Below are 12,696 nucleotides of genomic sequence, written 5' to 3'. Positions count from 1 at the left end.
CCTGGCCGGTTCCCTACTTCGTCAGGAGGTCCCGGCGCCGGAAGCCCTCCAGGCCGAGCCACAGCAGGGCGGCGGCGACCAGGGTGAGGACCACCAGGGGCGTCCACTCCATGGGCGCCGCGGGCAGCTGCGGGACATGGCCGAAGGGGGACAGGCCGTTCATCCAGTCCGGGAACCGCAGCAGTTGGCCCAGATAGCCGGTCACGAACGCGTACACCGGGACCGCCCAGGCCGCCTGAGCCGCCCTGGGCAGCCAGCCGAACAGGACGGCGGCGACCGCGGTGGTGACCCAGAGCGCCGGCGCGTAGGCGAGCGCCGCGCCCGTCAGGGAGAGCACGAGCCCCGGGTCGCCGGCCGAGGCCGCTCCCGCGAGCCCGATGCCGAGTCCGGCCGCCAGCAGCATCGCCGTACCGCCGGCGAGAGCGACCGCGAGATGGCTGCCCGCCCAGCGGGCGCGGGACAGGCCTGTGGCCAGCAGGGGTTCGGCACGGCCCGCGTTCTCCTCGGCGCGGGGCCGCAGGGCCGCCATCACGACGTGGACGGAGGCGACGACGGCCAGGATCACCATGATCATCGAGGCGAACGACTCGGCCATGGTCGCGCCGCCGATCCTGCGGAGCGCCTCCTGGACCTGGTCGATGTTCTTCAGCATGTCGTCGGCCTGGCCGAGGACCGACCCGTACATCGCTCCCATCAGGAACAGCCCGGCGCCGAATCCGGCCAGCACGGAGCGGTGCAGCCGCAGCGCGAACCCCAGCGGCCGGAGCAGCGCGCCGGAGGCCTCGGGGCTGCCCGGCCGGGTGGCGCGGAGCCCCGCGCCCACGTCACGCCGGGTCGACAGGACGAAGCCCGCACCGGCGCAGAGGGCGGCGAACACCAGGCAGAGCAGCAGCGGCCACCCGTTGTCGTCGACGTACGGGTAGGTGCGCTGGACCCAGCCGATCGGGGAGAGCCAGGAGAGCGCGTCGTCGCCGCCCGCGTCACCGGCGGCCCGCAGGGCGTAGGCGAGGCCGATCACGGCCAGCGCCATGCCGGACGCGCCCCGGGTGTGGGCGGTGATCTGCGTGGTGACCGCGGCGACGCAGGCGAAGACGATGCCGACGGCCGCGTGGGCGAGGCCGTAGAGCAGCGGGCCGGTGGCGCCGCCGGGGGCCAGGTCCATGGCCCCGAGCGTGACGGCGAGCAGGGCGGCGAGGGCGAGGTTGGCGATCACCGCGGTCCAGAGCGCGGCGGCCAGGTGCGCGTGACGGCCCACGACGGTGGAGCGGACCAGCTCGGCGCGGTTGGTCTCCTCCTCGTCGCGGGTGTGGCGGGTGACGACCAGGACGCTCATGAGGCCCGTCAGGACGGCCGTGAAGCCGAGCATCTGATGGCCCAGCATCGCGCCGAAGGTGTAGTCGTCCAGATAGTGCCGGGGCCCTGACATGGCGAGTCCGGCCGGTCCGCCCATGGTCTTCATGACGGAGGCACGGGCCTCCGGGTCGGCGTACAGCGTCGTGAACTTGTCCGCGGTGGAGAGCGTGCCGAGGTACAGGGCGAGGATCCACACGGGGAGCCGGACGCGGTCCCTGCGCAGGTCGAACCGGAGCAGGGTGCGGGTTCCCGTCAGCGCTCCGGGGCCCGCGAGGGGCCGGGCCTGCGCCGGTGTCCTGGTGGCGGTGGCGGTGTTCATCGCGCGCTCCGCCGGGCCTCGGCGGTGCCCTGGCCCACGGGAGTGCCCCGGCCGTCGTGGCCGTTGGCGGCGAGCTCGTCGCCGTAGTGGCGGAGCATCAGCTCCTCCAGGGTCGGCGGGTGGCTGATCAGGCTGCGTACGCCGAAGGAGGCGAGCCTGCTCACGGCGCCGTCGAGATGGCCGCCGTCCACGGTGAACCGCACCCGGCCCCCGCCCCCGGACCCGTCGTCCACGACCTCCACGGAGTGCACGCCGGGCAGCCGGTCGAGCCCTTCGGCGGGCCGGTCGGTCTCCGCCTCGATCGTCGTGCGCGTCAGATGCCGCATCTCGCTCAGCGACCCGGACTGCACGGTCCTGCCGAGCCGGATGATGCTGACCCGGTCGGCCAGCTTCTCGACCTGGGCCAGGACGTGGCTGGAGAGCAGCACGGTCCTGCCCGCCTCCTTGGCCTGGAGGATCACGTCCTGGAAGACGACCTCCATGAGGGGGTCGAGTCCGGCGGTCGGCTCGTCCAGGAGCAGCAGCTCCGCGTCCGAGGCCAGGGCCGCGACGATGGCCACCTTCTGGCGGTTGCCCTTGGAGTAGGCCCGGCCCTTCTTCGTCGGATCGAGGCCGAAGCGCTCGATCAGCTCGTCGCGCCGCCGCTTGTCGGCCCCGCCGCGCAGCCGCGCGAGCAGATCGATGGCCTCGCCGCCCGTGAGCCCCGGCCAGAGCTCCACATCGCCGGGCACATAGGCCAGGCGGCGGTGCAGCTCGACCGCGTCGTGCCAGGGGTCCTTGCCGAGGAGCCGCGCCGCTCCCGAATCGGCGCGCAACAGCCCCAGCAGGACGCGGATGGTGGTCGACTTCCCGGCGCCGTTGGGACCCAGGAAGCCGTGCACCTCACCGGTCTCGACGGTGAGGTCGAGGCCGTCCAGCGCGTGTGTCCGCCCGAACGACTTGTGCAGTCCGGCCACGGTGATTGCCTTCGTCATGATTTTGAACGTACGCGGATTTCACAATCTTGTGAAGTTAAGGAACCGTATAAAGTTGGCGCCATGGACAGGGCAGGGGAGACGGTGGAGGTCATGACCAGCCGAACCGAGGACACCGGCACGGGCAGCGGCGTCGAGACCGGCACCGCCGCCGGCTCCGGCGTGGACGCCGCCGGCTCCGGCGGACGTGACGAGGACGCGGTGTCGCGGTTCGTCGAGCGCTTCGCGGCCGACATGACGGAGGCGGGGATGCAGCGGATGGCCTCGCGCGTCTTCGCGGCGCTCCTCGCGGACGACGACGGCTCCATGACCTCGGCGGAGCTGGGCGAGCGGCTGCGGATCAGCCCGGCCGCCGTCTCCGGCGCGATCAACTACCTCACCCAGGTCAGCATGGTCGGCCGCGAACGCGACCCGGGCTCCCGCCGTGACCGGTACCGGCTGCACGACGAGGTCTGGTACGACAGCTTCGCCAACCGCGACCAGGTGCTGACCCGCTGGGAGCGCACGTTGAGGGACGGCGCGCGCACCCTCGGCGAGGACACCCCGGCGGGCGCGCGGCTCCTGGAGACGGCGGAGTTCTTCGCGTTCGTGCAGAGCGAGCTGGTCGGCGTCCTGGCCAGGTGGCGCGAGAGCCGCAAGGCCACCGGCTGAGGTCACGGGGAGGGGGCCGGGGGCGGGCGGGGGCTGCTCCTCCCGCCGCACCGCCGCTCCCCGTCCCCGCGCCCGGTCATCCCCCGGTTTCCGCCGGGAGCACCAGGCCCCAGGCCCCCGCCCGGACCGTCCACGTCCGGGTTCTGACCGGTCCCGCCACGTGTATGTCCGCGCGGTAGCGGAAGTCCGGGCCCGCGACCGTGACCGCCTTGGCCTCCGCGGCGAGGGTGTCGCCCGCGGTCGTGTGGATCACCACGTCCGCGAGGCCGCCGTCGCCCTGGGCGGTCACCGACACGTCTTCGACCGGGCGGTCCAGGTCGTTCAGCAGGACCCCGTCCGCCTCGACCCGCAGCCGGTGGGCGCGGGCGGGGCCGGACGGCGAGGGAGGGGCGGGGCGGACCAGGGCGGCCATCAGGGAGCGGCAGGCGTCCCAGACCGTGTGGGGCTGGTCGGTCCGGCTGCTCATGGCCGGGATGCGCAGATCGCCGAGCACGACCCCGTCGCTGTCGTCGACGAGCAGGTCCAGCCGGCGCGCGGTCCCGTCGAGCGCCGTGCGGGCGGCCGCCACCGCGCCCCGGGGCACGCCGAGCGCGTGCGCCAGTTCCAGCGAGTGCGCGGCGCCGACCGGGATCAGGGAGAGCGCGCCGTAGGAGAGCTCCCGCTCCCGGTGGAGCTGGGACACCGCGCGCAGCAGCGCGTGGTCGTCGCCGACGACCACCGGCCGTCTGGCACCCCGCCGCGACAGGGCCCTGGCGAACTCGTCGGGGCCGTCGGGAAGGCAGATCTTGGCGTGCGAACCGGCGCTCAGCACGTCCTTCGCGATGCGCACGGACTCGCCGTCGTAGCGACGGGCAAGGGGGTCGATGAGCACGAGTAGCTGGTGGTCGCCGTCGCCGGGGGGCTCTGCAGCCGACACCTCGGTCCTTCCTCGGGTAGCATCTTGGTGCAAGAGCCCCTTGCGCTATTGCGCCAGGGGCTTCGTCTATTCCGGGGCACCCGGTTCGACGGCTCAGGCTTTGCCGTACATCGTCGTACGGCAGGTACGACCTTTACGTACGCCCCCTGACCTTGGACATGCCCCGCCCGGAAGGGGTGTACGCCTGTGCCCGCACTTGTGCTGCTCGGTGCTCAGTGGGGTGACGAGGGCAAGGGGAAGGCCACCGACCTGCTCGGTGGATCCGTTGACTATGTGGTGCGCTACCAGGGCGGCAACAACGCCGGCCACACGGTTGTCGTAGGCGACCAGAAGTACGCACTGCATCTCCTCCCCTCCGGAATCCTGTCGCCGGGGTGTACTCCGGTCATCGGTAACGGTGTCGTCGTCGACCCGGCGGTCCTGCTCTCCGAGCTGAGCGGTCTGAACGAGCGAGGCGTCGACACGTCCAAGCTCCTGATCAGCGGCAACGCTCATTTGATCACTCCGTACAACGTCACCGTCGACAAGGTGACCGAACGCTTCCTCGGCAAGCGGAAGATCGGCACGACCGGGCGCGGTATCGGCCCGACCTACGCCGACAAGATCAACCGCGTGGGCATCCGCGTCCAGGACCTCTACGACGAGTCGATCCTGGAGCAGAAGGTCGAAGCGGCGCTGGAGCAGAAGAACCAGCTCCTGGCGAAGGTCTTCAACCGGCGCGCGATCGACGCCGGGAAGATCGTCGAGGAGATGCTCCAGTACGCGGAGCAGATCAAGCCGTTCGTCGCCGACACGACGCTGATCCTGAACAACGCCATCGACGAGGGCAAGGTCGTCCTCTTCGAGGGCGGCCAGGGCACGCTGCTGGACGTCGACCACGGCACGTACCCCTTCGTCACCTCGTCGAACCCGACCGCGGGCGGCGCCTGCACCGGGGCCGGCGTGGGCCCGACGAAGATCAGCCGGGTCATCGGCATCCTCAAGGCCTACACCACGCGCGTCGGTGCCGGCCCCTTCCCGACCGAACTTCTCGACGAGGACGGCGAGGCGCTGCGCAGGATCGGTGGCGAGCGCGGTGTCACCACCGGCCGTGACCGCCGCTGCGGCTGGTTCGACGCCCCGATCGCGCGGTACGCGACCCGGGTCAACGGCCTCACCGACTTCTTCCTCACCAAGCTGGACGTGCTGACCGGCTGGGAGCAGATCCCGGTGTGCGTGGCGTACGAGATCGACGGCAAGCGCGTCGAGGAGCTCCCGTACAGCCAGACCGACTTCCACCACGCGAAGCCGGTCTACGAGATGCTGCCGGGCTGGTCCGAGGACATCACGAAGGCCAAGACCTTCTCCGACCTGCCGAAGAACGCGCAGGGTTACGTGAAGGCGCTGGAGGAGATGTCCGGCGCCCCGATCTCCGCGATCGGTGTCGGCCCCGGCCGTACCGAGACGATCGAGATCAACTCCTTCCTCTAGGAGACGTGTGACGGCGGCCGGTCCCTCCTCGCGGAGGGGCCGGCCGCCGTCGTGCTGTGCGTCGGGTTCCGGGGTGTCGCCGTCAGGGCAGCTGCCGGACGAACGCCCATGCGAACAGGGCCCCGGCCAGGCAGCAGAGCAGCGCCGTCGGCAGCACCCAGCCGGGCCTGCGCCGCCCGAGCAACGGCGCGAGGAGCCGGTCGTGCAGCCCGACCAGGCCGTACAGCGCGGTCAGTGCCGCGAGGCAGCAGGGGACGGAGACGGCGAAGTGGGCGAGCCAGGCCCCCGCCTTGCCGGGTCCGCCCCAGGAGTCGTCGTACGGGCCCCGGTCGACGAATCCGTAGAACGGGCCCCGGGCCAGCGCGAGCAGGGTCACGCCCGCGAGGGCGAGGGAGAGCGCGCCCAGGAGCACGGACGCGACGGCGTGGCCCGCCACCCGGACCGGCGCGGGGCGCGGGGCGCCGGAGGGCGGGGCGGCCCGCAGCAGGGAGCAGGCGGAGCGGGCGCGGCCCGTGACGGTCAGGGCGAGAGCGGCGGCGCCCCGGGGGAGCAGGGTGACCGCGTCCATCGCGCGCAGCACGGGGCGCAGGGCCGCGCGAGACCGGGTGCGGAGCGGCGGCGTCAGGGGAACCGGTGGGGTGTCCATGGCGGGACCGTAGGTGCGGGGCCGCGCCCCGGACGGCATACCGGAGTGCTGTCCCGACCCCCTACCCAGGTAGGGGGCGGCTCAGTACGCGCCGCAGATCCGCATGCCCTCCGGAGTCGCGCAGGGCAGGTGGCCGTTGGTCCGCATGATCTCCTCGCCGTAGTTGTCCAGGTAGTTCAGGAAGCTGGACACCAGGGAGTTCGCGGGCGGCGAGCCGTAGGTGTACGCGTACTCGATCTCCTGGTACGGGTAGTCGCTGGTGTCGATCGTCTCGACGGACGGGGTGGTGCCGTCGATGGACAGCTGGTGCACGCCCTCGGGTACGGCTCCGGTGCGCAGCTCGGTGTAGCCGATCGCGCCGGGGAGCTCGGCGACCTTGGGCAGGACCTGGTCCGTGCCGTCGAGTTCGCAGCGGATGACCGGGGCCCGGCGGTCGTCCTTGGTGGTGCAGTCGCGCGAGGACGCGGCGAGCTCGTTGCTGTCGAGGACGCGGCGCTGGAAGACTTCGCGGGTGCCGGAGTTGGCGTCCCGGCTCACCAGCAGGATCTCCAGGTCGGGACCGCCCCCGATCTGCTTCCAGTTGCGGATCTCGCCGCTGTAGATCCGCCTGATCTGGTCGAGGGTGAGGTCGCGCACGGGGACGGTGTCGTTGACGACGAGCGAGAAGAGCGAGACGGCGACCCGCTTCTCCCGCAGCTTGGCGAGACCGGCCGGTTTCGGGCCGTCGGACAGGGCGATCAGCGAGGGGGAGCCGGAGGAACCGGCCTTCGCGCCCCGCGCGTCGAGCTCCCGCACCCCGGCGTTGCTGCCGTGCGTGTCCACGACGATCGTGGAGCCCTCGCACTCCTTCTCGTACTTCTTCTTGAGCTCCTCCACGACCGGGCGGAACGCGGTGGAGCCCGTGACGGTCAGGGTTCCCGTGGCGCAGTCCAGTGGGGGCGGGGTGTCGTCCCGTACGACGATGATGCCGGCCAGCGTGAGCACGCAGACGGTGAGCGCCACGGTGATGATCCTGGCCGCACGGCCGAACATCGGCGGCTTCTCGTCGGGGCGGGCGGCCTTGTTCGGGGCGACCACGCCGTCACGGATGCCGCCGGTGACCTTGATCGGGGCGCCCACGTGCGAACCGGTCAGCAGGACCAGCAGCTTGAAGTGCTCGTTGCGGTTGAGCGGGACGCGCGGCAGCTGGATGAGGGAGCCGTTGTGGCGCACGGCAGACGAGGTGAAGTGGTCCATCAGATGGTCGGCGCCCGGTGAGTGGGTCACGGCGATCCCGCGGACGGTGCGGTCGGTGAACTCGGCTGTGAGGCCGTGGAGTTCGCCGCGCCCTGTGTAGTCCTCGTCGGCGATCGACTGCGAGCCGTCGTTCTCGATGCGGAGCAGGACGAGGGTGGCGTCGGCCATGTCCGGGGTCTCGCTGAAGAGTCCGAGCCGCACGTTGGCCCGGCCCTGGCTGACTTCGCTGCCGATCGGGGTGTCCATCTGGACGCGGTAGCCGATGCGCTTGCGGCGCGGCACCCGGCGTTCGTACCAGAGCACGCCCGCCGAGGTCAGGACGCCCAGCACGGCGGTGAGGACGGCGATGACGTTCTCGGGGCTGAACCACTCCATGGTCCGGGGGCTCCCTCATGGCTCCGGTGTGCCGGTGGGTCGGCGTCACCGTACGGTCTGGATACCCGGGGGAGGCGACTGGCCGGAATCCTTCCGGTGAAGTTCGTCTTTCGTTCAACAAGCCTGTGGAGGGGACGAGTTGGGGCCGTCCGCGCGCGTGGTCACTTCTGGTCTAGACCTTGACAGGTCCAGACCATCGACGCTTGAGTGGATGCAACCCCCCCATGGCGGCGCACGCTCGGCGCGGGCGCCGCGCCGAAGGAGTGATCGCGTGATCAAACGTGTCATGAGCCTGATCGCCGCGCTGGGCGCGGTCGTCGCGACGTTCGTCATCCTCCCCGCCTCCACGGCCTCGGCCGCCGCCTGCGCCCCGGCCTGGAGCGCCTCCGCCGTCTACTGGGGCGGCGGCTCCGCCTCGTACAACGGGCACAACTGGTCCGCGAAGTGGTGGACCCAGAACGAGCGGCCCGGCACGGCCGACGTCTGGGCCGACCAGGGCACCTGCGGCGGCGGCACGGACCCGGGCCAGCCGAACCCCTCGGGCTTCGTGGTCAGCGAGGCCCAGTTCAACCAGATGTTCCCGAGCCGGAACTCGTTCTACACGTACAGCGGTCTCACGGCGGCCCTGAGCGCCTACCCCGGCTTCGCCAACACCGGCAGCGACACGGTCAAGAAGCAGGAGGCGGCGGCCTTCCTCGCCAACGTCAGCCACGAGACCGGCGGCCTGGTGCACATCGTGGAGCAGAACACCGCCAACTACCCGCACTACTGCGACACCAGCCAGTCCTACGGCTGCCCGGCCGGCCAGGCCGCCTACTACGGGCGCGGCCCGATCCAGCTCAGCTGGAACTTCAACTACAAGGCCGCCGGTGACGCGCTCGGCATCGACCTGCTCGGCAACCCCTGGCAGGTGGAGCAGAACGCGTCCGTGGCGTGGAAGACCGGGCTCTGGTACTGGAACACCCAGTCCGGCCCCGGCACCATGACGCCCCACAACGCCATGGTGAACGGCGCGGGCTTCGGCGAGACCATCCGGTCCATCAACGGCAGCCTGGAGTGCAACGGCGGCAACCCCGGCCAGGTCCAGAGCCGCATCGCCAAGTACCAGGCGTTCGTGCAGATCCTCGGCACCACGCCCGGCTCGAACCTGAGCTGCTGAGCCCGGCCCCACCCCGGGGAAGGGGCGCGCCCGGCAGCCGCCGGGTGCGCCCCGATTCGCGTGCCGGGCCAGGTGGTTGGCAGGATCACGCACCATGGACACGGACAGCGACAGCACCCCGCCCGCGACGACCGAGGCCCGCCTCGCCCTGATCGACTCCGTCCTCGCCCTGCCCTTCCCCGCAGGTGACGAGAGCGAGGACAGCGGCGCGCACAGCAGCGGCCCCGGGCACCATCTGCTGATCCTGCGGGCCAGCCAGGACTTCTGGGACGACCGGTCGCCCGAGGTCGTCGAGCCGGCCGAGCAGGAGATCGAGGCCGAGTTCAGCGTCCTGGCGACCGCGTTGAGCGAGCGGTGGGGCGAGCCGGAGACCATCGACCTCTGGCCCTACCTGGAGGGCGACGAGGGGGACGAGGCACCTCCGGAGCCCATGGGCCAGCTCTGCAACCTGGCGGGCAGCATGCAGGCCTGGCGCGTCCCCGGGAGCACGCGGTGGCTCGGTCTCGCCGTGGGCCAGGCCGATCCGGAGTTCCCCATCTGGCTGCTGGCGGCAGTCGGCGAGACGGCGGCACTGCCGGAGTGAGACCCGGCCGCCGCCCGACCACCCCGCCGCGCCCCCGGACCGGCCGCCCCGGCTCTCAGAGAAGCGCCGGTTTCACGGACATCAGCAGATGCTGGTGGCCCGGAGCCTCCGTGTCCTCCCCGCCGGTGATCATCGCGCGCTGTCCCGGGCCCAGCAGCCTCATCCGGACCGAGGCGTCCTCGAAAGAGGAGAGGGCGTCCATGAGATAGGACGGGTTGAAGGCCACCGTCATCCCGTCGGCGCCCTCCAGGGCGGCGGGCAGCCGCTGCGAGGCCACGTCGTCCTCGAATCCCGCCTGCAGCAGCACGGAACCCTCCGGCCCGGCGGAGAAGGTCATCTGCAGCGGGCTTCCGCCGTCCGCGACCACCGAGACCCGTCTGACCGCCTCCACCAGCCCGGCCCGGTCCAGCACGGCGACGGCGGGGTCCGCCATCGCGAACAGCTTCTCGTGGCGCGGCAGTCGGCCGTCCAGGAGGCGCACCGTCGTGCGCGTACCGGCGTGCTCGAAGCCGACCGAACCGCTGTCCACGGCGACGTCGACCAGCCCGGACCTGCCCAGCGACCGGGCGATCTCGGTCAGCCGCCGGGCCGACACCAGGACATCGGCGGGCACCGCACCGGCCGCGCCTTCGGCCGCCGCCTTGAACGGCAGGGTGCGCACCGCGAAGCGGTACCGGTCGGTCGCCGCCAGCGTCATCGTGGAACCGTCGAGCGCGAGGCGTATCCCCGTGAGTGTCGGCAGGGAGTCGTCCCGGCCCGCGGCCGGCGCCACCTGCGCGACCGCCGTGGCGAACTCCCCGGCGTCCACCGCCCCTCGGACCTCCGGCAGCGGCGGCAGCGCGGGGTAGTCGTCGAGCGGCAGGACCGACAGGCCGAAGCGGGAGCCGCCACCCGAGACCGTGAAGCGCGAGCCCTCCACCGCGCACTCCACGGGCCCCTCGGGCAGCACCTTGCAGATGTCGAGCAGCCGGCGCCCCATCACCAGCACCTTCCCGGCCCGCACCGTCAGCGCCTCGGTCTCGACGCGGGCGGATGCCTCGAAGTCCAGCGCGGACACCCGGAGCAGTCCGGCGTCCACGTCGAGGAGGAGCCCGCCGAGGACGGGGACGGGCGAACGGGCCGGCAGCACCCGGGCCGCTCCGGACACGGCGTCGGTCAGTGCGCCTCGCTCGATGCGGAACTCCACGGCAGGGGCCTCTCGTCCGGAATGCGGCACGGTCGAGATCCACGCTAGGCGGCGCCACTGACAATCACCGGCGGCCGACGACAGCGACCACCCCCGTGAGTCGCTGCCGTCGTGCCGGAGGGCGCCCCCCGGCGCCCTCGTCCTGCTACGCATCCGGGACGTTGCCGACGTCCCCCGACGTCCCCCGGACGTCCCGGAACACTCTGCGGACTCTAGGGGGGCGGGGCGGTGGACGGGGAGATTCAATTCGCACTGTGTGGCGTGCGACGGGTATCAAACCGCACAGCCGTACCGGTACTCTGCACTCCGGTTTTCAGGGAGGACGGGGGACACGTGCGCGCGCGGGAACGGGCCGACGACGTACTGCTCATGTACCGGCTGGCACGGACCGGCGGATCGCCGGAGCTGCTGCGCAGACTGGCCCGGCGTGCGACGGGGTGGGCCGGGATCCTCGACGGCGACGGCACGGTGCTCCAGGCCGTCGCCGGGAACACCCGGTGGCCGGGGCACGAGGCGGCGGCGCTCGCCGCGCGTGCCGCACGGGAACTGACGGCCCGTGGGACCGGCTCGTACTCCCTGGACACCGATGACTGCGCCGCTCTGCTGCTTCCCCTCGACCGGGCCTCCGACGACCGGGGCCAGGTCCTCGCCCTCGTCGCGCCCAAGCCGCTGCCCGACGGGCTGGCCACGCTGATGGCCGACGCGGTGATGCCGCTGGCCCTGTCCTGGGCCACGGAGAGCGTCGAACGCAAACGCCGCCGGGTGGACCTCGCGGAGTCCCGGGGCCGCGAGGCCGTGCTGCACCTGCTGATGACCGGTCAGCTCTCCATAGCCCACCAGGTCGCGGGCGCCCTGCGGCCCAAGCTCCCCGATCCCCTGCGCGTCTGCGTCGTGGAGTGCTCCGGCGGACAGCGGGACGAGGTGGCCCGGATCTGCGCGGACGCCTCGGGCGGCCGGACCTGGATCGTCCGCTGCCCCGTCTACGCCCGCCATCTGATCCTGATCACGCCGGCCGGCGAGGAAGCGGACCCGGAGGGCCAGGACGGCGGCCGTACGCTCGACCGGACCGTCGCCGGGCTCGTGGACGACTGCGTGGTGGGCGTCAGCGAGGAGGTGCGGCTGCCCGACACCGCGACCGCCTACCAGCAGGCCTTCCACGCCCTGGCCGTCGCCCGTGGACTCCCCGGTCGCCACTCCCGGTTCGGTGCCGCCCCGGAACCCGCGCTGCTCGTCGGGGCAGCCGGAGCCCGCTGGGCCGACGGACTGCTCGCCCCGCTCCTCGCCTACCGGCCGCGCCGCTCGCAGGACCCCGGCAGCCAGGAGCTGGCGGCGACCGTCGCGTCCTGGCTGGCCTTCTCCTCGCACGCCACCCAGCACCTGAAGATCCACCGGAACACCCTGGCCGCCCGTATCAAGCTCGTCGGCGACCTCCTCGGCCTCGACCTCAACCGGGTCGCCGACCAGGCCGCCGTCGATCTGGCCCTGCGCGTCAGGGCCACCCCCGCGCTGCACCGCACCGGGGCACCGGGGCCCGGGTCCGAGGACCTCGACGCGGTCCTGCGCACCTCCGGGGTCCAGGACTGGGCCGTCCAGCAACTGCGCCTGCTCGCCCGGGCGGGCCCCATGGGAGAGGAGACGCTGCGGACCTGGCTGCGCTGCGAGGCCCAGCTCAGCCCGGCGGCGGCCGAACTGGGCATCTCCGTACCGGGTGCGCGCAAGCGGCTGACCCGGCTGGAGGCCCTGCTGTGCCGGTCGCTGCTCCAGACGCCGAGCGCGCGGTACGACCTGTGGCTCGCGTTCCGGGCGGTGGACCTCGCGTCGTGAGCCG

General features: G+C 72.4%; 11 protein-coding genes. 5 read left to right on the top strand and 6 right to left on the bottom strand.

Annotated elements, in window-relative coordinates; genetic code table 11:
* Positions 1–13: 13 nt before the first annotated feature.
* Together AMK10_RS25865 and AMK10_RS25860 are read right to left on the bottom strand one after the other, a co-directional pair.
* Positions 14–1,672, bottom strand: coding sequence for an ABC transporter permease (locus AMK10_RS25865; RefSeq protein ID WP_073750361.1), 1,659 nt, complete (start codon positions 1,670–1,672; stop codon positions 14–16).
* Entirely contained in the window at positions 1,669–2,646 is a 978-nt protein-coding gene (locus tag AMK10_RS25860) for an ABC transporter ATP-binding protein (protein WP_073750360.1), read from the bottom strand. Before AMK10_RS25860 ends, AMK10_RS25865 begins: the two co-directional genes overlap by 4 nt.
* 234 nt (positions 2,647–2,880) lie before the next feature.
* Here AMK10_RS25860 and AMK10_RS25855 point away from each other — a divergent pair, with 234 nt between their 5' ends.
* Positions 2,881–3,297, top strand: coding sequence for a GbsR/MarR family transcriptional regulator (locus tag AMK10_RS25855; RefSeq protein ID WP_241839694.1), 417 nt, complete (start codon positions 2,881–2,883; stop codon positions 3,295–3,297).
* A 76-nt stretch (positions 3,298–3,373) separates the two neighbouring features.
* Here AMK10_RS25855 and AMK10_RS25850 read toward each other — a convergent pair whose 3' ends face one another.
* Positions 3,374–4,213 carry a diacylglycerol kinase gene (locus AMK10_RS25850; protein ID WP_073750359.1) on the bottom strand — a complete coding sequence of 280 codons (840 nt, stop codon included), beginning with the start codon at positions 4,211–4,213 and terminating at the stop codon, positions 3,374–3,376.
* A 186-nt stretch (positions 4,214–4,399) separates the two neighbouring features.
* Here AMK10_RS25850 and AMK10_RS25845 point away from each other — a divergent pair, with 186 nt between their 5' ends.
* On the top strand, positions 4,400–5,683 hold the full coding sequence (locus AMK10_RS25845; protein WP_073750358.1) for an adenylosuccinate synthase: 1,284 nt from the start codon (positions 4,400–4,402) through the stop codon (positions 5,681–5,683).
* Positions 5,684–5,765: 82 nt separating this feature from the next.
* On the opposite strand, the gene AMK10_RS25840 is transcribed toward AMK10_RS25845, so the two are convergent.
* Together AMK10_RS25840 and AMK10_RS25835 are read right to left on the bottom strand one after the other, a co-directional pair.
* Complete coding sequence (locus AMK10_RS25840) at positions 5,766–6,329, bottom strand: hypothetical protein (RefSeq protein ID WP_143194987.1); 564 nt, start codon at positions 6,327–6,329, stop codon at positions 5,766–5,768.
* 81 nt (positions 6,330–6,410) lie between these two features.
* Positions 6,411–7,940 carry a substrate-binding domain-containing protein gene (locus AMK10_RS25835; RefSeq protein WP_073750357.1) on the bottom strand — a complete coding sequence of 510 codons (1,530 nt, stop codon included), beginning with the start codon at positions 7,938–7,940 and terminating at the stop codon, positions 6,411–6,413.
* A gap of 271 nt (positions 7,941–8,211) precedes the next feature.
* Here AMK10_RS25835 and AMK10_RS25830 point away from each other — a divergent pair, with 271 nt between their 5' ends.
* Entirely contained in the window at positions 8,212–9,099 is an 888-nt protein-coding gene (locus tag AMK10_RS25830) for a glycoside hydrolase family 19 protein (RefSeq protein WP_073750356.1), read from the top strand.
* A gap of 94 nt (positions 9,100–9,193) precedes the next feature.
* Complete coding sequence (locus AMK10_RS25825; protein WP_073750355.1) at positions 9,194–9,682, top strand: hypothetical protein; 489 nt, start codon at positions 9,194–9,196, stop codon at positions 9,680–9,682.
* A 55-nt stretch (positions 9,683–9,737) separates the two neighbouring features.
* Here AMK10_RS25825 and dnaN read toward each other — a convergent pair whose 3' ends face one another.
* Positions 9,738–10,868: a DNA polymerase III subunit beta gene (gene dnaN, locus AMK10_RS25820; protein WP_073750354.1), complete on the bottom strand. Its 1,131-nt coding sequence runs from the start codon at positions 10,866–10,868 to the stop codon at positions 9,738–9,740.
* A 369-nt stretch (positions 10,869–11,237) separates the two neighbouring features.
* Here dnaN and AMK10_RS25815 point away from each other — a divergent pair, with 369 nt between their 5' ends.
* On the top strand, positions 11,238–12,692 hold the full coding sequence (locus AMK10_RS25815) for a helix-turn-helix domain-containing protein (protein WP_198959806.1): 1,455 nt from the start codon (positions 11,238–11,240) through the stop codon (positions 12,690–12,692).
* Positions 12,693–12,696 lie beyond the last annotated feature (4 nt).

This window comes from Streptomyces sp. CB02058 (genome assembly GCF_001905505.1).
Taxonomy (GTDB): Bacteria; Actinomycetota; Actinomycetes; order Streptomycetales; family Streptomycetaceae; genus Streptomyces.
The sequence above is the reverse complement of the archived record's forward strand: the minus strand, read 5'-3'. Positions and strand labels throughout refer to the sequence as shown.

Coding starts and splice junctions, on each gene's coding strand:
- AMK10_RS25835 (WP_073750357.1), bottom strand. CDS start 7,940: ATGGAGTGGTTCAGCCCCGAGAACGTCATCGCCGTCCTCACCGCCGTG.
- AMK10_RS25825 (WP_073750355.1), top strand. CDS start 9,194: ATGGACACGGACAGCGACAGCACCCCGCCCGCGACGACCGAGGCCCGC.
- AMK10_RS25840 (WP_143194987.1), bottom strand. CDS start 6,329: ATGGACACCCCACCGGTTCCCCTGACGCCGCCGCTCCGCACCCGGTCT.
- AMK10_RS25855 (WP_241839694.1), top strand. CDS start 2,881: ATGACGGAGGCGGGGATGCAGCGGATGGCCTCGCGCGTCTTCGCGGCG.
- AMK10_RS25860 (WP_073750360.1), bottom strand. CDS start 2,646: ATGACGAAGGCAATCACCGTGGCCGGACTGCACAAGTCGTTCGGGCGG.
- AMK10_RS25815 (WP_198959806.1), top strand. CDS start 11,238: ATGTACCGGCTGGCACGGACCGGCGGATCGCCGGAGCTGCTGCGCAGA.
- AMK10_RS25865 (WP_073750361.1), bottom strand. CDS start 1,672: ATGAACACCGCCACCGCCACCAGGACACCGGCGCAGGCCCGGCCCCTC.